This is a genomic window from Streptomyces lichenis (assembly GCF_023218175.1).
In the GTDB taxonomy this organism is placed as follows: Bacteria; Actinomycetota; Actinomycetes; order Streptomycetales; family Streptomycetaceae; genus Streptomyces; species Streptomyces lichenis.
The window spans coordinates 132,205-156,189 of the sequence record NZ_JALPTH010000017.1; the positions used below are offsets into that span (position 1 = coordinate 132,205).

The window sequence follows — 23,985 nt, forward strand, 5'->3', positions numbered from 1 at the left end:
GGAGCAGCCCGCGTGCCCAGCCCCGCCGCGCCCGCCCACACCCGTACCCGACCGTGGCAGTGGCTCGCCACCCTCGCGGCGACGGCCTCGGTGGTCGCCGGCGCCGCGCTGCTGGACACCGGGGCGGGCACCGCCACCGCCACCCCGCCGGCCCGTACCCCCGCACCGGCGGCCGCGCCGGCCCCGGGAGCGGCCTCGGTCCCGTACCCCCTGGACTGCGCCGGCGCCCCCACCACGGTGGTCCGCCGGGCCTCCGGCGACCTCGACGGCGACCGGCGGCCCGAGACGGTCGTCGAAGTCCGCTGCGCCGCGGGCTCCGGCACCCCGCCGAGCGGGCTGTACGTGCTGGCGGGCGACGGGAAGGGCGGCGCCCGGGTGGTGGCCACCCTGGTGGACCCGGCCGAGCGCCTCAGCCTGGGCGCCCTGGGCGCGGACGGCGGCGCGGTCACCGCCGTGCTGCTCGGCTACTCCTCCGCGGACGTGCCCCGGTGCTGCCCGGACACCCGGGAGACGGTCACCTGGCGCTGGCGGAACGGCGCCTTCCTCCGTACCGGGAAGGACACCGGGACTGCGAGCGGAGCCGGGACACCGGGGGCCATCCGAGGAGGGCCCACCCCTCCACGTACCCACCGGGCGTGACACCGGGTACGACGACGGCCCGCACCCGTGCACCACGGATACGGGCCGCAGGCCGTGGCGGAACCCGCCTCAGCGGGGCGCCGGGGCGGTCACTCCGCGTCAGGACCGTAGACCTCGACCCTGTCCGAAACGCGCCGTACATGGATGCAGTCGCCGGGACACTCCTTGGCGGAGTCCACCACGTCCTGGAGCAGCGGCAGCGGCACCGGAGTGGTCGCGCCGGCGTCCTGGAGCAGCTCGTCCCCGGCGCTCTTCACATACGCCAGACCGTCGATGTCCAGCTCGAAGACCTCAGGGGCGTACTGCGCGCAGATCCCGTCCCCGGTGCACAGGTCCTGGTCGATCCAGACCTCCAGCGCCTGGTCGGCGCCCTCGGTCCGAGCGTCCTGCTGCACGGTCATATCTCCCAGCTCCGTCGGTTAAGTCCGGCCACCCCCGCAGGGTGTTGGCCCACCCGACGATACAACCGACCGCTTTCGAACGCCGATGGGTGGGTATCCCCCTGGCAGTGAGGGGCAGCGCAAGGGTGAAGATCGGACACTCCCCCGGGTCTTTGTGATCTAGGGGTTTCAATCATCACCCACCCAGGTAGGGTCAGGAAGCGTCCAGCTCCCCTTGGAGGAGGTGAGGACCGTGGCAGCCCACGACGACGACATCAACCGCGGCATCCGGCCGGGGCGGGGGTCTGAAGACCCCGCCGGTCAGGTTGCCTACCTAGAGCAGGAGATCGCCGTCCTGCGACGCAAGCTCGCCGACTCTCCGCGCCACACGAGGATTCTCGAGGAGCGGATCGTCGAGCTGCAGACCAACCTGGCCGGCGTGTCCGCGCAGAACGAACGCCTGGCGAACACGCTCCGTGAGGCCCGCGACCAGATCGTGGCCCTCAAGGAGGAGGTCGACCGGCTGGCGCAGCCGCCCGCCGGCTTCGGCGTCTTCCTGACCGCGAACGAGGACGGCACCTGCGACATCTTCACCGGGGGGCGCAAGCTCCGGGTGAACGTGAGCCCCAGCGTCGACCTGGAGGGCCTGCGGCGCGGCCAGGAGGTCATGCTCAACGAGGCGCTCAACGTGGTCGAGGCCATGGAGTTCGAGCGGGCCGGGGACATCGTCACCCTCAAGGAGATCCTGGAGGACGGCGAGCGGGCCCTGGTGCTCGGGCACACCGACGAGGAGCGGGTGGTACGGCTCGCCGAGCCGCTGCTGGACACCACCATCCGCCCCGGAGACGCCCTGCTGCTGGAACCCCGCTCCGGCTACGTCTACGAGGTCATCCCCAAGAGCGAGGTCGAGGAGCTCGTCCTCGAAGAGGTCCCGGACGTCGACTACGACAAGATCGGCGGCCTGGGCAACCAGATCGAGCTGATCCGCGACGCGGTCGAGCTGCCCTACCTCTACCCCGACCTCTTCAAGGAGCACGAGCTGCGGCCGCCCAAGGGCATCCTGCTCTACGGCCCGCCCGGCTGCGGCAAGACACTGATCGCCAAGGCGGTCGCCAATTCGCTCGCCAAGAAGGTCGCCGAGGTCACCGGCCAGCCCGCGGGGAAGTCGTACTTCCTCAACATCAAGGGCCCCGAGCTGCTGAACAAGTACGTCGGCGAGACCGAGCGGCACATCCGCCTGGTCTTCCAGCGGGCCCGTGAGAAGGCCTCCGAGGGCACCCCCGTCATCGTCTTCTTCGACGAGATGGAGTCCCTCTTCCGCACCCGCGGCTCCGGTGTCAGCTCGGACGTGGAGAACACCATCGTCCCGCAGCTGCTCGCCGAGATCGACGGTGTCGAGGGCCTGGAGAACGTCATCGTCATCGGCGCCTCCAACCGCGAGGACATGATCGACCCTGCGATCCTGCGCCCCGGCCGCCTCGATGTGAAGATCAAGATCGAGCGTCCGGACGCCGAGGCCGCCAAGGACATCTTCGCCAAGTACCTGACCTCCTCCCTCCCGCTGCACGCGGACGACGTCTCGGAGCACAGCGACTCCAAGCCGGCCGCCGTCCACGCCATGATCCAGTCGGTCGTGGAGCAGATGTACGCCGAGTCCGAGGAGAACCGGTTCCTGGAGGTCACCTACGCCAACGGTGACAAGGAGGTCCTGTACTTCAAGGACTTCAACTCCGGCGCCATGATCCAGAACATCGTGGACCGGGCGAAGAAGATGGCCATCAAGGCCTTCCTCGACCACAACCAGAAGGGCCTTCGGGTCTCCCACCTCCTCCAGGCCTGCGTGGACGAGTTCAAGGAGAACGAGGACCTGCCCAACACCACCAACCCGGACGACTGGGCCCGCATCTCCGGAAAGAAGGGCGAGCGGATCGTCTACATCCGCACCCTCGTCACCGGAAAGCAGGGCGCCGACACCGGTCGCTCCATCGACACGGTCGCCAACACCGGCCAGTACCTGTAGCCAGTCGCCTTCCGGCTGCGGGTGCCCCCGACCAGCCCCGCCCCACCGGGCGGGGGGAGGGCATCCGCAGCCGGTTGGCGTCTACGGGCCCGGTCGGCCCCGGCAGCCGCCGGGACCGGCTCGGCAACCGTCGTGATCAAGCCGCGGCGACCCCGCCGCACCACCGCACAATGACGCAATCGATCTCCCCACCAGCGCAGAGGCGTTCTAGGCTCGTCCGTACCGCCGGGTCGCGCAGTGCGGGGACGGACACCGCACATCGCATCGGAGCACCCAGCGGTACTTGAGCGCCGTTCCCGGCAGGGGAGCGCCGCCGGGCAAGGAGGGCCGCATGACCGTACGGCGAGTAATGGGCATCGAGACGGAGTACGGGATCTCCGTCCCCGGCCACCCGAACGCCAATGCCATGCTCACCTCGTCCCAGATCGTCAACGCCTACGCGGCGGCGATGCACCGGGCGCGCCGCGCCCGCTGGGACTTCGAGGAGGAGAACCCGCTGCGGGACGCCCGCGGCTTCGACCTCGCCCGGGAGGCCGCCGACTCCAGCCAGCTCACCGACGAGGACATCGGCCTGGCCAACGTCATCCTCACCAACGGCGCCCGGCTCTACGTGGACCACGCCCACCCCGAGTACAGCTCGCCGGAGATCACCAACCCGCGCGACGCCGTGCTCTGGGACAAGGCCGGCGAGCGGATCATGGCCGAGGCCGCCGAACGGGCCGCCGCCCTGCCCGGCGCCCAGCCGATCCACCTGTACAAGAACAACACCGACAACAAGGGCGCGTCCTACGGCACGCACGAGAACTACCTGATGAAGCGGGAGACCCCGTTCTCGGACATCGTGCGCCACCTCACCCCGTTCTTCGTCTCCCGGCAGGTCGTCACCGGCGCCGGGCGGGTCGGCATCGGCCAGGACGGCCGCGAGCACGGCTTCCAGATCAGCCAGCGCGCCGACTACTTCGAGGTCGAGGTCGGCCTGGAGACCACCCTCAAGCGGCCCATCATCAACACCCGCGACGAACCGCACGCCGACGCCGAGAAGTACCGCCGCCTCCATGTGATCATCGGCGACGCCAACCTCTCGGAGATCTCCACCTACCTCAAGCTGGGCACCACCGCCCTGGTGCTGTCCATGATCGAGGACGGCTTCGTCACCGTCGACCTCGCCGTCGACCAGCCGGTACGCACCCTCCACCAGGTCTCCCACGACCCGTCCCTCCAGTACCTGATCACCCTGCGCAACGGCCGCACCCTCACCGCGGTGCAGCTCCAGATGGAGTACTGCGAGCTGGCCCGCAAGTACGTGGAGAACCGGTTCGGCGCCGACGCCGACGCGCAGACCCTGGACGTACTGGACCGCTGGGAGGACACCCTGCGGCGGCTGGAGACCGACCCGATGAGCCTCAGCAGCGAGCTGGACTGGGTCGCCAAGCGCGAGCTCATGGAGGGCTACCGGCGCCGGGACGACCTGGACTGGGACGCGGCCCGGCTGCACCTGGTCGACCTCCAGTACGCCGACGTACGCCCCGACAAGGGCCTGTACAACCGGCTGGCGGCCCGCGGGCGGATCAAACGGCTGCTCACCGAGGACGAGGTCGAGCGGGCCCGCACCCACCCTCCGGAGGACACCCGCGCCTACTTCCGCGGCCGCTGCCTGGAGCAGTACGCCGACGATGTCGCCGCTGCCTCCTGGGACTCGGTGATCTTCGACCTGCCGGGCCGGGACTCGCTCCAGCGGGTGCCCACCCTGGAACCGCTGCGCGGGACGAAGGAGCACGTCAAGGACCTGCTGGACCGGTGCCGCAGCGCCGAGGAGCTGGTCCGCGTACTCTCCGGCAACTGAGCCGGAGGCGTTTCCCGGCCGGCACCGGCCGGAGGGTGCAAACGGCCCCCCGGCCGGGAATCATGACCATGGCCCCCGGGCGCCGGGATCCTCGCCGAGGAAACCGGTCAAGGAAACCGGGGGCCGTTGTCGGACCCTCCTTGTAGGGTCTGATCTTGAAGGACCGAACCAAGCGGGCATACCGAGCGGGGTGAGGGATATGGCGACCAAGGACACCGGCGGCGGTCAGCAGAAGGCCACACGTTCCACCGAGGAGACCGAGGAGCAGACGCAGGACGCGCAGGCCTCCGAGGACCTCAAGGAGCGCCAGGAGAAGCTCTCCGACGACGTCGATTCCGTCCTGGACGAGATCGACGACGTCCTGGAGGAGAACGCCGAGGACTTCGTGCGCTCCTTCGTGCAGAAGGGCGGGCAGTAGCCCGCGGCGCAGGCCCGCCGCAAGCCCGTCCGCGCGGCCGGGCGCAGGCCCGTCCGCACGGGCGGGCGGCACCCGTCCCCGGTCCGCAGAGGCTGGTAGGCGCCCGTCCGCAGGGACTGGGCAGGCGCCTGTCCGCGGAAGCGGGTGGGCACATGCCCGCGGAAGCGGGTGGACGCCTGTCCGCAGGGGCCGGTGGGCGCCTGTCCGCAGGATTGGGTAGGCGCTTGTCCGCAGGAGCGGGTGGACGCCTGTCCTCATCTGCGCAGGCGGTATCCCGTCCGCGGAGGGGAGGGGCGCCCGTCCCGGAGGGCCGGAGTCGATCCGCCCCTCGGACGGGCGGCGGCCGCGCCCCCGCCGCCCTGCTGCCGGCGGTCAAAGCCGCCGGCACCAGGACGGATGAGCGGCAGCAGCACGGGTAAGGTCCCGTGCACAGCACGCATGATCGGCCCGACCGCCGCGGTGCGGCGGGCCGCCGCCTCTTTTTGGAAGGAAACGCGTGGAAGCCAACCCTCGTAGCACCGGGCGTCTGCCGGCGGCCTTCCTGACGCCCGGCTCCTCGTCCTTCATGGACTTCCTGTCCGACCACTCGCCGGAGCTGCTGCCCGGCAAGCGCACCCTGCCGCCGGTGCAGGGCGCCATCGAGGCCCCGCACGGCACGACGATCGTGGCCGCCTCCTTCCCCGGCGGCGTGGTGCTCGCCGGCGACCGGCGCGCCACCATGGGCAACATGATCGCCCAGCGCGACATCGAGAAGGTCTTCCCCGCCGACGAGTACTCCGCGGTCGGCATCGCCGGCACCGCCGGCCTCGCGGTGGAGATGGTCAAGCTCTTCCAGCTGGAGCTGGAGCACTTCGAGAAGGTCGAGGGCGTCCAGCTCTCCCTGGAGGGCAAGGCCAACCGCCTCTCCACCATGATCCGCGGCAACCTCGGCATGGCCATGCAGGGCCTGGCCGTCGTCCCGCTCTTCGCCGGCTACGACGTGGACCGCGACAAGGGCCGCATCTTCAGCTACGACGTCACCGGCGGCCGCTCCGAGGAGCAGCAGGGGTACGCGGCCACCGGATCCGGCTCCATCTTCGCCCGCGGCTCCCTGAAGAAGCTCTACCGCGAGGACCTCACCGAGGAGCAGGTGATCACCGCCGTCGTCCAGGCGCTCTACGACGCCGCCGACGACGACTCGGCCACCGGCGGCCCCGACGTGGCCCGCCGGATCTACCCCATCGTCACCGTGATCACCGAGGACGGCTTCCGCCGCCTCACCGACGCCGAGTCCTCCGAGATCGCCCGCTCCATCCTGGAGCGCCGCCTCGCCGAGCCGGACGGCCCGCGCGCCGCACTGCTGTGACGTTCCCGCAACCGCCACTGCGCGGTGCGCCCGCTCCCACGCCCCTGAAGAAAGGAACGGACAGCCGGTGACGACGCCGTTCTATGTCTCGCCCGCCCAGGCCATGCAGGACCGGGCGGAGTACGCCCGCAAGGGCATCGCCCGCGGCCGCAGCCTCTGCGTGCTGCAGTACGCCGACGGCATCGTCTTCGTCGGCGAGAACCCCTCCCGCGCCCTGCACAAGTTCAGCGAGATCTACGACCGGATCGGCTTCGCCGCGGCCGGCAAGTACAACGAGTACGAGAACCTCCGGATCGGCGGCGTCCGCTACGCCGACCTGCGCGGCTACACCTACGACCGGGACGACGTCACGGCGCGCGGCCTGGCCAACGTCTACGCCCAGACCCTGGGCACCATCTTCTCCAGCGCCGGCGAGAAGCCCTACGAGGTGGAGCTCGTCGTCGCCGAGGTCGGCACCTCCCCCGAGGGCGACCAGATCTACCGCCTCCCGCACGACGGCTCCATCGTCGACGAGCACGGTTCGGTCGCGGTCGGCGGCAACGCCGAACAGATCAGCAGCTTCCTCGACCAGCGCCACCGGGACGGCATGTCCCTCGCCGAGGCCCTGAAGCTGGCCGTGCAGGCGCTCTCCCGGGACACCAACGGGGGCGAGCGGGAGATCCCCGCCGAGCGCCTGGAGGTGGCCGTACTGGACCGCACCCGCCCCCAGCAGCGCAAGTTCAGGCGCATCGTCGGCCGCCAGCTCTCCCGCCTCCTGGACACCGACTCCGCCGCCACCGCCCCCACCGACGCCCCCTCCGACGAGGAGCCCGAGGACTAGCCCCCGGTCGGCAAGCGGCCGGAGGACCCACCTCCGGCCGACAAGGGGTCGGTGCGGCTTCCGCCCTCCATTCCGATCCACTCACTCGGCGCCCCCGGCCCGCGGCACCCCGCAGGCCGGGGGCGCGGAGAGTTACGGGGCTAGGGCGCGGGGCGTCACGGGGCCCGGACGCGGTGGTCCCAGGGGCCCCGCCAGGGGGCCGGGTCCCGGGTGGCGCGGACATGCGCGCCGACAGCGAGGTAGGGCGGAAGTGGCGACCTCTCGCCACTTCCGCCGAACCGGCACTTCCACCCACCTTCCACTCGTTGCCTGAGTAGGAAGGAGGCACCGAGGGCGAGACAAGGGCAAGGGGGCACGGACGCCGGCCGCAAAGAGCCCGTGAAAGAGCCCTCCGGAAAGAGCCCGAAAGGCCGCAAAGAGCCCTTGATGAGCCCTGCTGGAAAGAGCCCTTGAAGCCGGAAAGAGCCCTTGGGTCAGCCGCCGCCCGGGGCGGGGCCGGTGGAGCCGCGGGGGACCAGGGTGATGGGGAGGTCGGCGGCGGCGGGCTGGTCCCCGGCCAGTACGGCGAGCAGGGCCTCCATGCCGCGCGCGCCCACCTGCTCGGCGGGCAGGGCGACCGTGGTCAGCTCGGGCTCGACGGCCGAGGCCAGCGCCAGGTCGTCGAAGCCGGCGACGGAGACGTCCTCGGGGACGCGCAGCCCGAGCCGCCGCACCGCCTTGCAGGCGCCCGCGGCCATGATGTCGTCGTCGCAGACCACGGCCGTGGGGCGCGGGCCCGGGGCGGAGAGGGCGCGCTCGGCGGCCTCCAGCGCGGCCGTGACGTTCAGCGGGGCGGAGGCGGTGCGCAGCGAGACGCCGGGGGCGCCGTCCAGCCGGGCGGCCAGCGCCCGGGCGCGCTCCACGAAGGTCCAGGAGGGGACCGCCGAGGAGAGGTGCAGGAAGCGGCGGTGGCCCAGGTCCAGCAGGTGGTCGGCGATCTGGCGCACCCCGTCGGCGATGGCCAGGTTCACGCAGGCCGCCGCGTCCGGGTCGGCCGGGTCGCTGTCCAGCATCACCAGCGGCAGATCGGTGCCCCGGATCATCCGCAGCGCCGCGGCCGCCATCGAGGAGGCGATCACCCCGTCCAGCGAGGCCCGGGCCGAGTCGAACGGGTCGCGGGCCGGGCCGATGCCCTCGGGGGAGGGGTAGAGGACGACGCCGAAGTCATGGCGTTCGGCGACCGCGGCCGCACCGGTGTAGACCCGGGCGAAGAACTCGTTGGTCAGCGCCGGGACCACCAGCAGGGCGGTGCGGGTGCGCCCGAGGCGCAGGCTGCGGGCGGCCTGGTTGGGCCGGTAGCCGAGCTCGGCGGCGGCCGCCCGTACCAGCTCGGCGGTGCGCTCGGAGACCCGTCCGCGCCACTTCTCCCCCAGCACCAGCGAGACCGTGGCCTGGGACACCCCGGCGGCCCGGGCGACGTCCCGGCTGGTCGGCTGCGAGGAGGAGCGGGAGGCCGGGGGGCGGGAGGAAGCCGGGGGGCGGGAGGAGGAGCGAGGCTTGGGGGCGGCTCCGGGTTCGGTCGGGGGACGGTCCGCGGGGGAGGGGGACTGCGCCGGTGGCGGGGACAGAGGGGCCGAGGCCGGGGGCGGTTGCGTCGCCGGAGGAGGCTCCTCGGCTGGGGTGGGCCGCTCGGTTGAGGGGGGCTGCTCGGCCGGTGTCGCCTGAGCCGCCGACGGTGAGCCTGGGGGCTGGTGCGGCGGTGAGGCCTGTGCCGCTGATGGTGAGGCCGAAGGTGGCTGTGCCGCCGATGGTGAGGCCGAAGGGGGCTGTGACGCTGACGGCGAGGCCGGGGGCTGCTGCGCCGTGGGGGAGTTCGCGGGGGGTGGCTGGTCCGCCGGGGGGTGGTGCACGCACGCCTCCGCGCTGTGGGTCGGTGGATCGGTCGCGGGGCCCGGCCGGGGCCGTTCGGGCGAGGCCGGAACAGGCCCCGGAATGGACCGCGGGGATGCCGACATGGTACGTATGGTGGAGGAGTTATACGTAAAACCCCGCCGAACGGCTGGGGGAGAGGGGTGGCGAATGGGCGGCGCGGCGGGCGGGTACGCCGAACTTCTGAGGGCACCGCACGCGCTGCGCCTGCTGGTGGGCACCCTGGTCGGCCGGCTGCCCAACGGCACCGGGCCGATCGCGATCATGGTGTTCACCCGGGCCGAGGGCGGCAGCTACACCCTGGCCGCCGGGCTGTCCGCGGTCTACGGGCTGGGGAACGCGATCGGGCAGCCGCTGCTGGGGCGCGCCGTCGACCTGTACGGCCAGCCGCGGGTGCAGTTCCCCGCCGCGCTGCTGTCCGCGCTGGGGATGACGCTGCTGGTGGCGGTGGGCACCGATCCGCTGCCGCCGGCCTATGCGGCGGTCGCCGTGGCCGGACTGTTCACCCCGCCGCTGGAGGGCGGGCTGCGGGCGCTGTGGCCGAGCGTGCTGGGCAAGCCGGACCAGGTCCACCGGGCGTACGCGCTGGACGCGGTCGCCCAGGAGGTCATGTTCACCGTCGGCCCGCTGCTGATCACCCTGCTGGTCGCGCTCTGGTCGCCGGCCGCCGCCCTGCTGGTGGTCAACGCCCTGGGAGTGCTCGGCGCGCTCTCCGTGGTGGTTTCCGGGCCCTCCCGCAACTGGCGCAGCGCGCCGCGCGAGGCGCACTGGCTGGGCGCGCTGCGCTCGCCGGGGCTGCTCGCCCTGCTCGGGTCGTTCTTCTTCGTGGGGCTGGCCCTGGGCTCGATCACGGTCGCCGGCTACGCGTACGCCGAGGAGGTGGGCCGGGAGGCCGTGTACGGGTGGCTGATGGCGGCGCTGGGGCTGGGCGCCCTGGTGGGCGGGACGCTGTACGGGGCGCGCCAGTGGGCCGGCCCGGCCGAGCGGCGGCTGCGGGTGCTGGTGGGACTGCTCGCGGTCTGCTACCTGCCGCTGATGCTCACCCCGGGCACCGCCGCGATGACCGCGCTGGCCGCGCTCTCCGGGGTGTTCCTGGCGCCGGTGCTGGCCTGCGCCTTCGTGGTGGTGGACCGGCAGGCCCCGCGCGGCACGGTCACCGAGGCGTTCTCCTGGCTGGTCACCACCTTCGGGGTGGGCGCGGCCGGCGGCTCGGCCGTCGCCGGGCCGATGGTCGAGTGGTCCGGCACCACCGCCGGGTTCGCCGTCGCGGGCGCCGGCGGGTTCGCCGCGCTGCTGGTGCTGCTGGCGACCGTCCGGGTCCTGGCGGCACCGCCGCCCTCGGCCGCCGTTGTGGCCGCTTCTGAGGCGAGCGGTGCGGAAAATGATCGAATCGAGGGCGCCGAAGCCGGTTTCAGCGAACCGCATCAGGCGTAATGTCTAGTCATGGACCGCCGCATTTTCGGGCTGGAGAACGAGTACGGCGTCACGTGCACGTTCAGGGGACAGCGCCGACTGTCTCCTGACGAAGTGGCGCGCTACCTCTTCCGCCGTGTCGTGTCATGGGGCCGCAGCAGCAACGTCTTCCTGCGCAACGGCGCCCGCCTCTATCTGGACGTCGGCTCGCATCCGGAATACGCCACCCCCGAATGCGACAACGTGACCGAGCTCGTCACCCACGACAAGGCCGGTGAGCGCATCCTCGAGGGGCTGCTCGTCGACGCCGAGCGCCGCCTGCACGAGGAGGGCATCGCGGGCGACGTCTACCTCTTCAAGAACAACACCGACTCGGCCGGCAACTCCTACGGCTGCCACGAGAACTACCTCGTCGCCCGGCACGGCGAGTTCTCCCGCCTCGCGGACATCCTCATCCCGTTCCTGGTCACCCGGCAGCTGCTGTGCGGCGCCGGCAAGGTGCTCCAGACCCCGCGCGGCGCCGTCTACTGCGTCAGCCAGCGCGCCGAGCACATCTGGGAGGGCGTCAGCTCCGCCACCACCCGCTCCCGGCCCATCATCAACACCCGCGACGAACCGCACGCCGACGCCGAGCGCTACCGCCGGCTGCACGTCATCGTCGGCGACTCCAACATGTCCGAGACGACCATGCTGCTCAAGGTCGGCGCCACCGACCTGGTGCTGCGCATGATCGAGGCGGGCACGGTCATGCGCGACCTCACCCTGGAGAACCCGATCCGGGCCATCCGCGAGGTCAGCCACGACATCACCGGCCGCCGCAAGGTCCGCCTGGCCAGCGGGCGCGAGGCCTCCGCGCTGGAGGTGCAGCGCGAGTACTACGAGAAGGCCGCGGACTTCGTCGACCGGCGCGGCATCCGCACCGGCACCGTCGCCCAGGTCCTGGAGCTGTGGGGCCGCACCCTCGACGCCATCGAGGAGGAGGACCTCGACCGGATCGGCACCGAGATCGACTGGGTCATGAAGTACAAGCTGCTGGAGCGCTACCGCGCCAAGCACAACATGACCATGTCGAACCCGAGGGTCGCGCAGATAGACCTCGCCTACCACGACATCCACCGCCGCCGGGGCCTGTACTACCTGCTGGAGAAGAAGGGCCAGGCCGCCCGGATCTGCAACGACCTGAAGATCTTCGAGGGCAAGTCGGTGCCCCCGCAGACCACCCGGGCCCGGCTGCGCGGCGACTTCATCCGCCGCGCCCAGGAGCAGCGCCGGGACTTCACCGTCGACTGGGTCCACCTCAAGCTCAACGACCAGGCCCAGCGCACCGTGCTGTGCAAGGACCCCTTCCGGTCGGTGGACGACCGGGTGGAGAAGCTGATCGCCGGCATGTGAGGACGGCGAGCGACGGAGGCGGAGAGCAGGAGGGCCGCTCGGGGAGTCCCCGGGCGGCCCTCCCGCCATGTGCGGCCCCGGCGGAAACGGGCCCCGGCGGGGGCAGTCGGGCCGGTGGACCGCACACCGGGCAGGGGGAGTAAGTACAGTTGCGCGACATCCCTCGTCCACTCGACCCCACAGATTACGAGGCATCCCGTGCGACGTCGCTCACTGCTCCTCGCCGCCCCCGCCGGCCTGCTCGCCCTCGCCGGCTGCGGCGACGGTTCGTCCGACAAGGCCGAGACCGGGGACAGCAGCCCTTCCTCGCCCGCGCCCCAGGACTCGGCGAAGACGGTGGACGGTCCGCTGCCCGCCATCACCGCCGGCACCGCGTTCGGTGAGAAGCCCACCGTCGCCAAGGGGCCGGGCAAGCCGTCGGCGGACCTCGCGGTCAAGACGGTCGTGGAGGGCAGCGGACCGCGGGTCGCCAAGGGCGACGTCCTCCAGTTCGACTACCTCGGCCAGATCTGGGACAGCGCCAAGGTGTTCGACAACTCCTACGACCGCGGCGTGCCGCTCACCATGGCCATCGGCGTCGGCCAGCTCATCCCCGGCTGGGACCAGGCACTGCCCGGCAAGCGGGTCGGCAGCCGAGTGGAGCTGGCCATTCCGCCGGCCCTCGGCTACGGCACCCAGGGCAACGCGCAGGCCGGCATCAAGGGCACCGACACCCTGGTCTTCGTGGTCGACATCCGCGACACCTTCAGCGGCAAGAGCTCCGCCAAGGGCAAGGCGGTGCCCCAGGACGACGCGGCGCTGCCCAAGGTCGGCACCGACACCGACGGCAAGGCGCCCTCCATCGAGGTGCCCAAGGGCGCCGCGCCCAAGAAGCTGGTCGCCGAGTACATCCTGGAGGGCGACGGCGAGGCGGTGAAGCCGACCGACAAGCTGCTGCTCCAGTACAAGGGCGTGCTGTGGGACGGCGGCAAGGAGTTCGACTCCAGCTACAAGAGCGGTGAGCTGGCCCAGTTCCCGCTGGCCAACCTCATCAAGGGCTGGCAGCAGGGCCTGGCCGGCAAGAAGGTCGGCAGCCGCGTGATGCTCGTCGTGCCGCCGGAGCTGGGCTACGGCGACAAGGCGTCAGGGGACATCCCGGCCAACTCCACGCTCGTCTTCTCCCTCGACATCCTCGCCAAGCTGTAGGACGGGTACGCGAGGATGTAAGACTGTGCCGGTTTGACCGATCAGCACACCGGTACAAGCGATCAGTACACCCGTACACCAGCCAAGGAGCACGTTTCCGTGAGCATCGAGAAGCCCGAGGTCGACTTCCCCGGCGGCGAGCCGCCGAAGGACCTGGAGATCAAGGACATCTGGGAGGGCGACGGCCGGGAGGCCAAGGCCGGGGACACGGTCAAGGTCCACTACGTGGGCGTGGCCTTCTCCACCGGTGAGGAGTTCGACTCCTCCTGGAACCGCGGCACCCCGCTGCAGTTCCAGCTCGGCATCGGCCAGGTCATCCAGGGCTGGGACAAGGGCGTCCAGGGCATGAAGGTCGGCGGCCGCCGCCAGCTGATCATCCCCGCGCACCTCGCCTACGGCGACCGCGGCGCCGGCGGCCGGATCGCCCCGGGCGAGACGCTGATCTTCGTCTGCGACCTGGTCGACGTCTGACCGGTCCCGGACGCGGGGGCGACCCTTCCCCGTACGTCGGTGAACAGCCCCCGCCGTCCGCACGCCCGTGCGGACGGCGGGGGCTGTTTCGAGCGGCGGTGGCCGGGCCGGGGCCGTATCCGGCCGGAAACCTCCGGTACGCGGGCCCGGGCCGCCCAGCCCCGGCCCTCGGCTTTCACCCGAACACCCCGGGGCGGTACGTTGAGCGGGAAACATGACTCCGGGTGTCCGGCCCTCGGGTGGCCGGTCCCGGGCGGCTCCGGGGAACCGACACGCTCCGCGGACCCGGCAGGCTCAGCGGAACCAACAGAAGAGGTGCGGGGCGTCGATGGCGATTGCCAAGGCCGAGCGGCTGATGAACCTGGCGCTGTGCCTGCTCGGCACCCGGCGCCCGCTCAGCAAGCGTGAGCTGCGCGGCTCGATCGAGGCCTATCTGGAGGCCGGGTCCGACGACTCCTTCAACCGCATGTTCGAGCGGGACAAGGACGATCTACGGGAACTGGGCCTGGTCATCGAGACCGTGGAGAGCCTCGACGGCGACACCGGCTACCTCGCCCGCCGCGACTCCAACCGGCTGCCCCCCGTACAGCTCGACGCCGAGGAGGCCGCCGCGCTCGGGCTCGCCGCCAAGGTCTGGCAGCAGGCCCGGCTGGCCGGCGCCGCCAGCGGTGCCCTGCAGAAGCTGCGCGCCGCCGGGATGCCCGAGGCACAGGACGCCTACGACCTGCCGCACAGCGCCCTCGAACCCCGTATCCCGGTCCACGAGGCGGCCTTCGAACCGCTGATGCTGGCCTGCCGCGACCGGCGGCCCGTCGCCTTCGAGTACCGCAAGGGCAACGCCGCCCAGGCCGAGACCCGGCACGTCGAACCGTGGACCCTGGAGTGCTGGCGCGGCCACTGGTACCTGGCCGGCTGGGACCGCGACCGGGGCGCCGAGCGGGTCTTCCGGCTCTCCCGGATCACCGGCCGGGTCCGCTCCCGGGCCGGCGCCTTCACCGCCCCCGTACCCGACGCCTCCACCGTCCGGGAGACCGTGGAGAGCTGGGCGGGCGAGACCGCCACCCGCTCCGCGTACATCCGGCTGCGCACCGGCTGCGGCTACCCGCTGCGCGCCCGCGCCCTCGCCGTGACCGAGCTCGGCGACGGCTGGGACGAGCTGGAGATCCCGTACGGGCACGGCCTGGACGCCTGGCTCGTCGAGTTCGGCCCGGACGTCGTCGTCCTGGAACCGGCCGACCTGCGGGCCGACGTGGTGGACCGGCTGCGCGCCGTGGCCAAGGACTGACCGGCCGAGGGCTGACGGCCGACGGCGGACCGGGGACTGACCGGCCGAGGGCGGATCAGGGACGACGGCCGGGACCGACCGGCCGAGGACGGACCGGCGACCGACCGGCCGACAACGGGCCGGCGGGGACCGGCCGGCCGGGGACTGACTGACTGAAGGACTGAGAAGGGGACGACGGAGGCGACCATGGCCGCGAACGCGATCGACCAGACCCGGCGGATGCTCTCCCTGGTGACCTATCTGCGCGAGCGCCCCGGCGCGCACGTCGCCGACGTCGCCCGGGCCTTCGGCATCACCGAGGACGAGCTCATCTCCGACCTGGACGTGCTGCCCATGTGCGGCACCAGCTTCCGCGGCGGCGACCTGCTCGACATCGACACCGACGGCGACCGGATCTGGTGGCACAACCCGGACGACGTGGCCGCCCCGCTGCGGCTAGCCGCCGACGAGGCCACCGCCCTGCTGGTCGCCGCCCGGGCCGTCGCCACCCTGCCCGGGCTGCGCGAGGGCGACCGGGAGGCGCTGCTGCGCGCCACCGCCAAGCTGGAGGCCGCGGCCGGCGAGGCGGCCGGCGCCAGCTCCCGGCTCTCGGTCACCTTCGAGTCCGAGGGCGGGGTCTTCGCCGACGTCGACCGGGCCATCTCCGAGCGGCGCCGGCTCTGGCTGCGCTATTACTCGCCCGCCCGCGACGAGCTCACCGAGCGGGAGGTGGACCCGATCCGGCTGTTCGCCGTCGGCCACACCTATATGGAGGCCTGGTGCCGGCGTACCGAGGCCCGGCGCACCTTCCGGCTCGACCGGGTCGCCGAGATCCGTCTGCTCGACGAGCCCTCCGAGCCGCCCGAGATCGAGCTGCGGGACCTCTCCGAGAACCTGGTCCAGCCCTCCGCCGACGACCCCGAGGTGGTGGTGGAGGTCGGTACCGGCGGCCGCTGGGTCGCCGAGTACTACCCGCACGACAGTGCCGAGGAGCTGCCGGACGGCGGGCTGCGGATCACCCTGCGCACCCCCGACCCGGCCTCGCTGCGCCGGCTCGCGCTCCGGCTCGGCGCCGAGGGCCGTATCGTCTCCCCGCCCGAGCTGGCCGGCAGCGCCCGCCGGGCGGCCGCCGAGGCCCTGGCCGCGTACGAGGACGACCGCCGCTGACCCGCGGCCGGGAAACGTCCGGGAAACGGGGAGGAAGCGGCCGGGAGACGGGCGGGAAACGGCCGGGAGACGGGCGGAGGAGAGGAAAGCATGCTGATGACGAGTGCGGCCGGATCGGTACGGGCCGCTGGACCGGTGCTGTTCAAGGCCGCGTGCCCGGCGTGCCGGGCCCGCTTCGAGCTCTCCGCCGGATCGCTGCGCCTGGTCATCGGCGCCAGCGCCCGTACAACCTTCTACTCCTTCACCTGCCCCGAGTGCGCCAGCGCGGTGCGCAAGCCGGCCGGTGAGCGCATCGTGGAGCTGCTCACCGGCGGCGGGGTGCGCACCCTGCGCCTGCACACCTGACTCCCTGGGCCCGGCTCCGCGTTCCCGGCCGCCGTCCGCAGCGGTCCGGCGCCCCCGTTAGGCTCTGCCCATGTTCTGGCCCATGCTCGCCATCGCCCTGGGATTCGCCGGCATCGCCGTGCTCGGGGTCCTCGGTATCCGTGTGTTCGTCGAGGCCGAGCGGCTCGGCCGGCAGGTGGAGGCGGGCAGCCGGCGGATCAGCCGCGCCGCCGAGGAACTGGAACGGGCGGCGGCGGACGCGGCACGGACCGGGGACGCCCTGCGGTAGCGGCGGTTCCACTTCCCGGGACGAGCCCTCCGGGAGTCCTGCGGGAGTCTTCCGGGAGTGCGGCGGGACGCGCCCTCCCCGGGTGCGGCGGGCCGGAGTACGCTGCTGGTTGACCGGCTGATCGGCCTGGTGGTCCCGGCAGGCGCGCGGTACGCGGCGGAACGCGTAGTACGCACAGGGATTGCCCGGTGTTTACCCATCCGCGTTACGATCGCTGGCGGCCGTGGTTCGGACAGCCATCCGATCGTCGGCCGACCGACCGCCCCACGCCGCCTCGGTGAGAAGGTAGACACGCTTATGTTCCATCAGATCGGTGCCACCGAGATCGTCCTGATCCTGCTCGTGGTCGTGCTCCTCTTCGGTGCCAAGAAGCTGCCCGAGATGGCCCGCTCGCTGGGCAAGTCGGCGCGCATCCTCAAGAGCGAGGCGAAGGCGATGAAGTCGGAGGGCGGCCAGCAGAGCGCCCCCGCCGACCCGCCGGCCGACCAGGTCGGCCACCGCACGATCAAGGCCTCGCCCGGCGACACCACCTCGGCCCGCCCGGTCGCCGAGCCGTCGGACACCACCCAGCGCTGACCTGGGCCGGGAACAGAGCCCGGCCCGACGCACGAGATGAGGACGTGGGTTGCTCAAGCCTGCCCGCACGAAGAGGGAGAAGGATCCCGAGGGGCGGATGCCGCTCGCGGAGCACCTGCGCGAGCTGCGCAACCGGCTGGCCAAGGCCGTGCTGGCGATCGCGATCACTTCCACGGTGGCCGCCTTCTTCAGCCAGCAGCTCATGGAGTTCCTGGCGTCACCGGTGAGGACCTGCACCCCGGGCAGCTCCATTCAGGAGAACACTGGCGGCCGGTGCGTCATCCTCGCCTACCAGAGCGTGCTCTCGCCCTTCACCTCCACGGTCAAGGTGGTGCTGCTCGCCGGTCTGGTCGCGGCCACCCCGGTCTGGTTCTACCAGCTGTGGGCCTTCGTCGCGCCCGGACTGCACCGGCACGAGAAGCGGTACGCCTACTACTTCGTGAGCGCGGCCGTCCCGCTGTTCCTGGCCGGCGCCGTCCTCGCGTACACCGTGATGCCGATGAGCATCGGCGTGCTGATCAGCATCACTCCCGATGTGGCCTCCAACTTCCTCTCCCTTGACGACCTGCTGGACTTCGCCACCCGGATGGTGCTGGTCTTCGGCCTCGCCTTCGAGCTGCCGCTGCTGCTGATCATGCTCAATGTCACCGGCCTGGTCACCGCCAAGCGGATGGCCGGCTGGTGGCGCGGCGTGGTGATGGGCATCTTCGTCTTCGGCGCGGTCGCCACCCCCTCCACCGACCCGCTGGGCATGCTGGCGCTGTCGGTGCCGATCATCGCGCTGTACTTCCTCGCGGTCGGCGTGGCCTTCCTCAACGACCGCCGCCGGCGCAAGGCCGACCCGGACGCCGAGCTGTCCGACGACGAGGCCGCCCCGCTCGACCTCACCCCCGAGCCGGTGCCGGCCGTCGGCCGGATCCCCGCCCCGTCCGCGCTGCCGGAGCAGGCGGACGGCGACCGGGCCGCCCAGCGCCAGCTGGGCGCCGGCTACGACGACGTGACCTGAAGCACGCGCAGACCCTGACGGGGCCGCGGGAGCGCACGGGCGGTGCGCACCCGCGGCCCCGCGGCGTATGTCCGTGTCCCCGGCCTCCCGCACCGGTGGTCGCTTAATGATCGGCTGAGTGTCGGTGGCGGCGGGTAGTCTCGAAGACAAGATGACAGAAGAACTCTCACCCGCGGAGGCGTACGCGGCGGCCAAGCTGCGCGCCGCGGAGCAGCGCACGGCACTCGCCCCCTTCCGCGAGCTGTACGACTTCGGCCTGGACCCGTTCCAGATCGAGGCCTGCCAGGCCCTGGAGGCCGGCAAGGGCGTCCTCGTCGCGGCGCCCACCGGCTCGGGCAAGACCATCGTCGGTGAGTTCGCCGTGCACCTCGCCCTGGAGCAGGGCCGCAAGTGCTTCTACACCACGCCGATCAAGGCGCTGTCCAACCAGAAGTACGCCGACCTGGTCAAGCGGTACGGCCCCGGCAGGGTCGGCCTGCTCACCGGCGACAACAGCGTCAACGCGGACGCGCCGGTGGTCGTGATGACCACCGAGGTGCTGCGCAACATGCTCTACGCCGGCTCGCAGGCGCTCAGCGGCCTGGGGTACGTGGTGATGGACGAGGTCCACTACCTCTCCGACCGGTTCCGCGGTGCCGTCTGGGAGGAAGTGATCATCCACCTCCCCGAGTCGGTGACCCTGGTCTCGCTCTCCGCCACGGTGTCCAACGCCGAGGAGTTCGGCGACTGGCTGGACACCGTGCGCGGGGACACCGAGGTGATCGTCTCCGAGAGCCGCCCGGTGCCGCTGTGGCAGCACGTGCTGGCCGGCCGCCGGGTCTACGACCTCTTCGAGGAGGAGACCGACCACGGCGGCCGCGGTTCGGCCCGCCGCGAGGTCAACCCCGATCTGGTGCGGCTCGCCCGGATGGAGAACACCCGGCCGCTCACCCGCGGCCGCCGGGGCCGGGAGGCCGACCGGGAGCGGGAGCGCCGCCAGCGCTCGCGGATCTGGACGCCGGGCCGCCCCGAGGTCATCGAGCGGCTGGACGCGGACGGGCTGCTGCCCGCCATCACCTTCATCTTCAGCCGGGCCGGCTGCGAGGCCGCCGTGCAGCAATGCCTCCACGCCGGGCTGCGGCTCAACGACGAGGAGGGCCGCCGCCGGGTCCGCGAGATCGTGGAGGAGCGCACCGCCTCCATCCCCCGCGGCGACCTGCACGTCCTCGGCTACTACGAGTGGCTGGAGGCCCTGGAGCGCGGTATCGCCGCCCACCACGCGGGCATGCTGCCGACCTTCAAGGAGGTCGTGGAGGAGCTGTTCGTCCGCGGCCTGGTCAAGGCGGTCTTCGCCACCGAGACGCTCGCGCTCGGCATCAACATGCCCGCCCGCACCGTGGTGCTGGAGAAGCTCGTCAAGTGGAACGGCGAGCAGCACGCCGACATCACCCCCGGCGAGTACACCCAGCTCACCGGCCGGGCCGGCCGGCGCGGCATCGACGTCGAGGGCCACGCGGTGGTCCTCTGGCAGCGCGGCATGGACCCGGCGCACCTCGCCGGGCTCGCCGGCACCCGCACCTATCCGCTGCGCTCCAGCTTCAAGCCCTCGTACAACATGGCGGTCAACCTGGTCGACCAGTTCGGCCGGCACCGCTCCCGGGAGCTGCTGGAGACCTCCTTCGCCCAGTTCCAGGCGGACCGCTCGGTCGTCGGCATCTCCCGCCAGGTCCAGCGCAACGAAGAGGGCCTGGACGGCTACCGCGAGGGCATGACCTGCCACCTGGGGGACTTCGAGGAGTACGCGCGGCTGCGCCGCGACCTCAAGGACCGGGAGAACGAGCTGGCCAAGCAGGGGGCGACGCAGCGCCGGGCGGCCGCCGCGACCGCCCTGGAGCGGCTCAAGCCGGGTGACGTGATCCACGTGCCCACCGGCAAGTTCGCCGGGCTGGCCCTGGTCCTCGACCCGGGCGTCCCGGCCGGGCGGACCAACGGCCACCGGGGCTTCGACTACCACGACGGCCCGCGCCCGCTGGTGCTCACCGCCGAGCGGCAGGTCAAGCGGCTCGCCGCGATCGACTTCCCGGTGCCGGTGGAGCCGCTGGAGCGGATGCGGATCCCCAAGTCGTTCAACCCGCGCTCCCCGCAGTCCCGCCGGGACCTCGCCTCCGCGCTGCGCACCAAGGCCGGGCACATAGCGCCCGAGCGGCACCGCAAGCAGCGCTCCGGCGCCGCCGACGACCGCGAGATCAACCGGCTGCGGGCCGAGCTGCGGGCCCACCCCTGCCATGGCTGCTCGGACCGGGAGGACCACGCCCGCTGGGCCGAGCGCTACCACCGCCTCCAGCGCGACACCCGCCAGCTGGAGCGGCGGATCGAGGGCCGCACCAACACCATCGCCCGCACCTTCGACCGGATCGTCGCCCTGCTCACCGAGCTGGACTATCTGCGCGGGGACGAGGTCACCGAGCACGGCAAGCGGCTCGCCCGGCTCTACGGCGAGCTGGACCTGCTGGCCAGCGAGTGCCTGCGGGCCGGGGTCTGGGAGGGGCTGAAACCGGCCGAGCTGGCGGCCTGCGTCTCCGCCCTGGTGTACGAGTCGCGGCAGGCCGACGACGCGGTGGCGCCCAAGGTGCCGTCCGGCGGTGCCAAGGCGGCGCTCGGCGAGATGGTGCGCATCTGGGGCCGGCTGGACGGGCTGGAGGAGGACTTCCGCATCCACCAGGCCGAGGGCGTAGGCCAGCGCGAACCGGACCTCGGCTTCGCCTGGGCCGCCTACGAGTGGGCCTCCGGTAAGGAGCTGGACGAGGTGCTGCGGGAGGCGGAGATGCCCGCCGGCGACTTCGTCCGCTGGTGCAAGCAGGTCATCGACGTGCTCGGCCAGATTGCCGCGGCCGCGCCGAGCCAGGACAGCACCGTCGGCAAGAACGCCCGCAAGGCGGTCGAGGCGACCCTGCGCGGGGTGGTGGCGTACAGCTCGGTGAGCTGAGCCGCCCACCTGCGGGGGTGCGCGCCGACGAGAGGCACGCGGCCCCGCCCGGGAGTCCCGGGCGGGGCCGTCGCGTGAGCGCGAGGGTGGCGCCGGGCGGCGGGCCCCGTGGGCAAGCCCGGCCCCGGCGGGCCTGGCGCAGGCCCAGCCCCGTGCGGGGGCAGGCCGGCCGCGCGTAGGTCGGACGGTGTCCCCCGGCAGGCGCGGCCTACCCCGCCACGTAAGGCGTACGGCGGCCCTGGGGCTGGCCCGCTGCCGCCGCGTACGGCGAGCGAGGCCGTGGCCTACGCAAGGCGGGCCCGGCTTGCCCCGGCCGCGTACGGCGAACGGGGCCTCGGGCGCGCCCCCGCCCCCGCTGCGTACGGGCGTACGGCGGCCCCCGGGGCAGGCCCGCCACACCTCACCCCGTGCGCGGCCAGAGCAGTCTCCGTCCCACCGCGTACGTGCGCGCCGCCCACCAGGCCCGCCGCACCCGAGCGCGGACGCGCGTCCAAGCATTCCCCGCACCCCACCGCGTACGCGCGCAAGGGCCGCCCCCCCCGTACACGCTCCAGGGCCCCCGCCCCCCCCCCCGCGTACGCGAACGGCGGCCGGTTCCCGTCCAGTGGGGGCCGGCCGCCGGGGCGGGGGTGTCAGGCGGCTGCCGGGTCGGTCTCCTGCTCGCGCTCGACCTGCTCGTTCCAGGCGCGCTTGACCTCGCGCCAGGCCTCGTCGGTCTGGCCGAGCCGCCAGTAGCCCGAGATGGACAGGCGGTCGCGGTCGATGCCGCGCTCCAGGCGCAGATGGCGGCGCAGCTCCTTGACGAACGCGGCCTCGCCGTGGACGAAGGCGTGCACGGCGCCCGCCGGGAAGTCCAGGGCCGTGACCGCCTCCACCAGGGCGTCGCCCACCGGGCGCCCCGCGCGGTGCAGCCAGCGCACCTCCACACCCGCCGGGGCGGCGATCTTCTGCTCCTCGGCCGGGCCCTCGATCTCCACCAGCGCGTGCACCACCGCGCCCTCGGGCATCCGCTCCAGCGAGGCGGCGATCGCGGGCAGGGCGCTCTCGTCGCCGACCAGCAGATGCCAGTCCGCGGCCGGGTCGGGGGTGTAGCCGCCACCCGGGCCCAGCAGGTACATCACGGCGCCGGGCTCGGCCCGGGCCGCCCACGGGCCGGCCAGGCCCTCGTCGCCGTGCACCACGAAGTCGATGGCCAGCTCACGCTGCGCCGGGTCCCAGGACCGCACCGTGTAGGTGCGGTTGGCGGGCCACTGGTGGCGCGGGAACTCCTCGCGGACGCGGCCCATGTCGAAGGGCTCCGGGTACGCCACGCCGTCGATCGGGAAGAGCAGCTTCACATAGCTGTCCGTGGAGCCGTCGGTCCCGAACGCGGCCAGTCCCTCGCCGCCGAGGACGACCCGCACCATGTGCGGGGTGATGCGTTCGGTGCGCACCACCCGGCCCTCGTGGACCGTCGGTGCCTTACGGGCAGGCTGTTCCGCCACGGTGATCTCCCCGCTCTGGGTGTCGCATGATGGGTCGGCATGGTGGGTCAGGGGTGTCGCGGCGCGCTGGTCTGGGCGCTCGCCGACTGACCGCACGCTAGTTAGGTATGCCTAAGTTAGCATGCGGGGCGGGGAGGCCGGCCGGTGGCTCAGGCGGCCAGCACCGCCAGCAGCCGCTCCAGTGAGCCGCCCAGGCCCCAGCGGGCCGCCAGCCGCTCCAGCTCCGCCGGGTCCTTCGGACCGCGCGGGAGGGCGGGGTCGAAGGCGGGCAGCGGGACGTCCCCGGCCACCCGTACGACCTTCGGCGCCACCGCCACGTACTCCCGGGACTCGTCCAGCCGCCGCCGCTGCGCCGGGGTGAGCCTGGAGCGGGGGTCGTCCACCGCGGCCATGATCCCGGCCACGTCCCCGTACTCCGCCAGCAGCTTGGCCGCCGTCTTCTCGCCGATCCCCGGCACCCCCGGCAGCCCGTCGCTCGGGTCGCCGCGCAGCAGCGCCAGATCCGCGTACCCCGGCCCGTCCACCGCGTACTTCTGCCGCAGCCACGCCTCGTCCGTCAGCTGGAGGGTGCCGACCCCCTTCAGCGGATAGAGCACCCGTACCCCCCGGGCGTCGTCCACCAGCTGGTAGAGGTCCCGGTCGCCGGTGACGATGTCCACCGGGCCGTCCGCCCGGCCCGCCAGAGTGCCGATCACATCGTCCGCCTCGTACCCGGCGACCCCGACCCGGGCCACGCCCAGCGCGTCCAGCACCGCCTCGATCACCGGGACCTGCGGGGAGAGGGTGTCCGGCACCTGCTCCTCGTCCGGCCCGCTCGGCGTCTCCTCGGCGACCCGGTGCGCCTTGTACGAGGGGATCAGCTCCACCCGCCAGGCCGGCCGCCAGTCCGCGTCCATGCAGGCCACCAGCGCCTCCGGCCGATGGTCCTGGACGAGGCGGGCGATGAAGTCCAGCAGCCCGCGCACCGCGTTCACCGGAGAGCCGTCCGGGGCGCGCACGGAGTCCGGGACGCCGAAGTAGGCGCGGAAGTACAGCGAGGCGGTGTCGAGCAGCATCAGTCGGCGGGGCGCGTCTGC

The 23,985-nt window shown here is 72.7% G+C and carries 21 protein-coding genes; 17 read left to right on the forward strand and 4 right to left on the reverse strand.

What is annotated here, in order from left to right; translation table 11 throughout:
* Positions 1–12: 12 nt before the first annotated feature.
* Positions 13–639, forward strand: coding sequence for a hypothetical protein (locus M1O15_RS18575; protein ID WP_248635054.1), 627 nt, complete (start codon positions 13–15; stop codon positions 637–639).
* Positions 640–728: 89 nt separating this feature from the next.
* Here M1O15_RS18575 and M1O15_RS18580 read toward each other — a convergent pair whose 3' ends face one another.
* Positions 729–1,040 (reverse strand): ferredoxin, encoded by a 312-nt coding sequence (locus tag M1O15_RS18580; RefSeq protein ID WP_248635055.1) that lies wholly within the window; start codon positions 1,038–1,040, stop codon positions 729–731.
* A 232-nt stretch (positions 1,041–1,272) separates the two neighbouring features.
* Between M1O15_RS18580 and arc the strand changes: the two genes are divergently transcribed.
* The 5 genes from arc to prcA all read left to right on the forward strand — a co-directional run bounded on the left by arc (position 1,273) and on the right by prcA (position 7,465).
* Positions 1,273–3,039 carry a proteasome ATPase gene (gene arc / locus M1O15_RS18585; protein ID WP_248635056.1) on the forward strand — a complete coding sequence of 589 codons (1,767 nt, stop codon included), beginning with the start codon at positions 1,273–1,275 and terminating at the stop codon, positions 3,037–3,039.
* A gap of 331 nt (positions 3,040–3,370) precedes the next feature.
* Positions 3,371–4,882, forward strand: a complete 1,512-nt coding sequence (dop, locus tag M1O15_RS18590; protein WP_248635057.1) for a depupylase/deamidase Dop — start codon at positions 3,371–3,373, stop codon at positions 4,880–4,882.
* 199 nt (positions 4,883–5,081) lie between these two features.
* Positions 5,082–5,300 carry a ubiquitin-like protein Pup gene (locus tag M1O15_RS18595; protein WP_127911314.1) on the forward strand — a complete coding sequence of 73 codons (219 nt, stop codon included), beginning with the start codon at positions 5,082–5,084 and terminating at the stop codon, positions 5,298–5,300.
* Between the two features lie 496 nt (positions 5,301–5,796).
* The gene (gene prcB / locus M1O15_RS18600; RefSeq protein ID WP_248635058.1) at positions 5,797–6,645 is read left to right on the forward strand and encodes a proteasome subunit beta; all 849 of its coding nucleotides are present in this window, start codon (positions 5,797–5,799) and stop codon (positions 6,643–6,645) included.
* 67 nt (positions 6,646–6,712) lie between these two features.
* Positions 6,713–7,465: a proteasome subunit alpha gene (gene prcA, locus M1O15_RS18605; protein ID WP_248635059.1), complete on the forward strand. Its 753-nt coding sequence runs from the start codon at positions 6,713–6,715 to the stop codon at positions 7,463–7,465.
* Between the two features lie 473 nt (positions 7,466–7,938).
* Here prcA and M1O15_RS18610 read toward each other — a convergent pair whose 3' ends face one another.
* Positions 7,939–8,904, reverse strand: coding sequence for a LacI family DNA-binding transcriptional regulator (locus tag M1O15_RS18610; protein WP_248635060.1), 966 nt, complete (start codon positions 8,902–8,904; stop codon positions 7,939–7,941).
* Positions 8,905–9,523: 619 nt separating this feature from the next.
* Here M1O15_RS18610 and M1O15_RS18615 point away from each other — a divergent pair.
* From M1O15_RS18615 to M1O15_RS18665, 11 genes are all read left to right on the forward strand, one after another.
* Positions 9,524–10,807, forward strand: a complete 1,284-nt coding sequence (locus M1O15_RS18615; protein WP_248635061.1) for an MFS transporter — start codon at positions 9,524–9,526, stop codon at positions 10,805–10,807.
* Positions 10,808–10,816: 9 nt separating this feature from the next.
* Complete coding sequence (pafA, locus tag M1O15_RS18620; RefSeq protein ID WP_248635062.1) at positions 10,817–12,178, forward strand: Pup--protein ligase; 1,362 nt, start codon at positions 10,817–10,819, stop codon at positions 12,176–12,178.
* A 198-nt stretch (positions 12,179–12,376) separates the two neighbouring features.
* Positions 12,377–13,363: an FKBP-type peptidyl-prolyl cis-trans isomerase gene (locus M1O15_RS18625; RefSeq protein ID WP_248635063.1), complete on the forward strand. Its 987-nt coding sequence runs from the start codon at positions 12,377–12,379 to the stop codon at positions 13,361–13,363.
* Between the two features lie 99 nt (positions 13,364–13,462).
* Positions 13,463–13,834, forward strand: a complete 372-nt coding sequence (locus M1O15_RS18630) for an FKBP-type peptidyl-prolyl cis-trans isomerase (RefSeq protein WP_248635064.1) — start codon at positions 13,463–13,465, stop codon at positions 13,832–13,834.
* 328 nt (positions 13,835–14,162) lie between these two features.
* Positions 14,163–15,119, forward strand: coding sequence for a helix-turn-helix transcriptional regulator (locus M1O15_RS18635; RefSeq protein WP_248635065.1), 957 nt, complete (start codon positions 14,163–14,165; stop codon positions 15,117–15,119).
* A gap of 186 nt (positions 15,120–15,305) precedes the next feature.
* Positions 15,306–16,265: a helix-turn-helix transcriptional regulator gene (locus M1O15_RS18640; protein ID WP_248635066.1), complete on the forward strand. Its 960-nt coding sequence runs from the start codon at positions 15,306–15,308 to the stop codon at positions 16,263–16,265.
* A gap of 90 nt (positions 16,266–16,355) precedes the next feature.
* Positions 16,356–16,610: a hypothetical protein gene (locus M1O15_RS18645; RefSeq protein WP_248635067.1), complete on the forward strand. Its 255-nt coding sequence runs from the start codon at positions 16,356–16,358 to the stop codon at positions 16,608–16,610.
* A gap of 70 nt (positions 16,611–16,680) precedes the next feature.
* Positions 16,681–16,878: a hypothetical protein gene (locus tag M1O15_RS18650; protein ID WP_248635068.1), complete on the forward strand. Its 198-nt coding sequence runs from the start codon at positions 16,681–16,683 to the stop codon at positions 16,876–16,878.
* Between the two features lie 297 nt (positions 16,879–17,175).
* Entirely contained in the window at positions 17,176–17,454 is a 279-nt protein-coding gene (tatA, locus tag M1O15_RS18655) for a Sec-independent protein translocase subunit TatA (RefSeq protein ID WP_248635069.1), read from the forward strand.
* Positions 17,455–17,551: 97 nt separating this feature from the next.
* The gene (gene tatC, locus M1O15_RS18660; RefSeq protein ID WP_248635070.1) at positions 17,552–18,460 is read left to right on the forward strand and encodes a twin-arginine translocase subunit TatC; all 909 of its coding nucleotides are present in this window, start codon (positions 17,552–17,554) and stop codon (positions 18,458–18,460) included.
* 151 nt (positions 18,461–18,611) lie between these two features.
* Positions 18,612–21,425: a DEAD/DEAH box helicase gene (locus M1O15_RS18665; RefSeq protein WP_248635071.1), complete on the forward strand. Its 2,814-nt coding sequence runs from the start codon at positions 18,612–18,614 to the stop codon at positions 21,423–21,425.
* Positions 21,426–22,057: 632 nt separating this feature from the next.
* On the opposite strand, the gene M1O15_RS18670 is transcribed toward M1O15_RS18665, so the two are convergent.
* Positions 22,058–22,909, reverse strand: a complete 852-nt coding sequence (locus tag M1O15_RS18670; protein ID WP_248635072.1) for a siderophore-interacting protein — start codon at positions 22,907–22,909, stop codon at positions 22,058–22,060.
* A gap of 149 nt (positions 22,910–23,058) precedes the next feature.
* Positions 23,059–23,964: a 5'-3' exonuclease gene (locus M1O15_RS18675; RefSeq protein ID WP_248635092.1), complete on the reverse strand. Its 906-nt coding sequence runs from the start codon at positions 23,962–23,964 to the stop codon at positions 23,059–23,061.
* Between the last annotated feature and the right edge of the window lie 21 nt (positions 23,965–23,985).

Bases quoted from the DNA above. Each gene is read 5' to 3' on its own strand.
- M1O15_RS18580 (WP_248635055.1), bottom strand. From the start codon at position 1,040: ATGACCGTGCAGCAGGACGCTCGGACCGAGGGCGCCGACCAGGCGCTG.
- dop (WP_248635057.1), top strand. From the start codon at position 3,371: ATGACCGTACGGCGAGTAATGGGCATCGAGACGGAGTACGGGATCTCC.
- M1O15_RS18595 (WP_127911314.1), top strand. From the start codon at position 5,082: ATGGCGACCAAGGACACCGGCGGCGGTCAGCAGAAGGCCACACGTTCC.
- M1O15_RS18615 (WP_248635061.1), top strand. From the start codon at position 9,524: ATGGGCGGCGCGGCGGGCGGGTACGCCGAACTTCTGAGGGCACCGCAC.
- pafA (WP_248635062.1), top strand. From the start codon at position 10,817: ATGGACCGCCGCATTTTCGGGCTGGAGAACGAGTACGGCGTCACGTGC.
- M1O15_RS18635 (WP_248635065.1), top strand. From the start codon at position 14,163: ATGGCGATTGCCAAGGCCGAGCGGCTGATGAACCTGGCGCTGTGCCTG.
- M1O15_RS18640 (WP_248635066.1), top strand. From the start codon at position 15,306: ATGGCCGCGAACGCGATCGACCAGACCCGGCGGATGCTCTCCCTGGTG.
- M1O15_RS18645 (WP_248635067.1), top strand. From the start codon at position 16,356: ATGCTGATGACGAGTGCGGCCGGATCGGTACGGGCCGCTGGACCGGTG.
- M1O15_RS18650 (WP_248635068.1), top strand. From the start codon at position 16,681: ATGTTCTGGCCCATGCTCGCCATCGCCCTGGGATTCGCCGGCATCGCC.
- tatA (WP_248635069.1), top strand. From the start codon at position 17,176: ATGTTCCATCAGATCGGTGCCACCGAGATCGTCCTGATCCTGCTCGTG.
- tatC (WP_248635070.1), top strand. From the start codon at position 17,552: ATGCCGCTCGCGGAGCACCTGCGCGAGCTGCGCAACCGGCTGGCCAAG.
- M1O15_RS18665 (WP_248635071.1), top strand. From the start codon at position 18,612: ATGACAGAAGAACTCTCACCCGCGGAGGCGTACGCGGCGGCCAAGCTG.
- M1O15_RS18675 (WP_248635092.1), bottom strand. From the start codon at position 23,964: ATGCTGCTCGACACCGCCTCGCTGTACTTCCGCGCCTACTTCGGCGTC.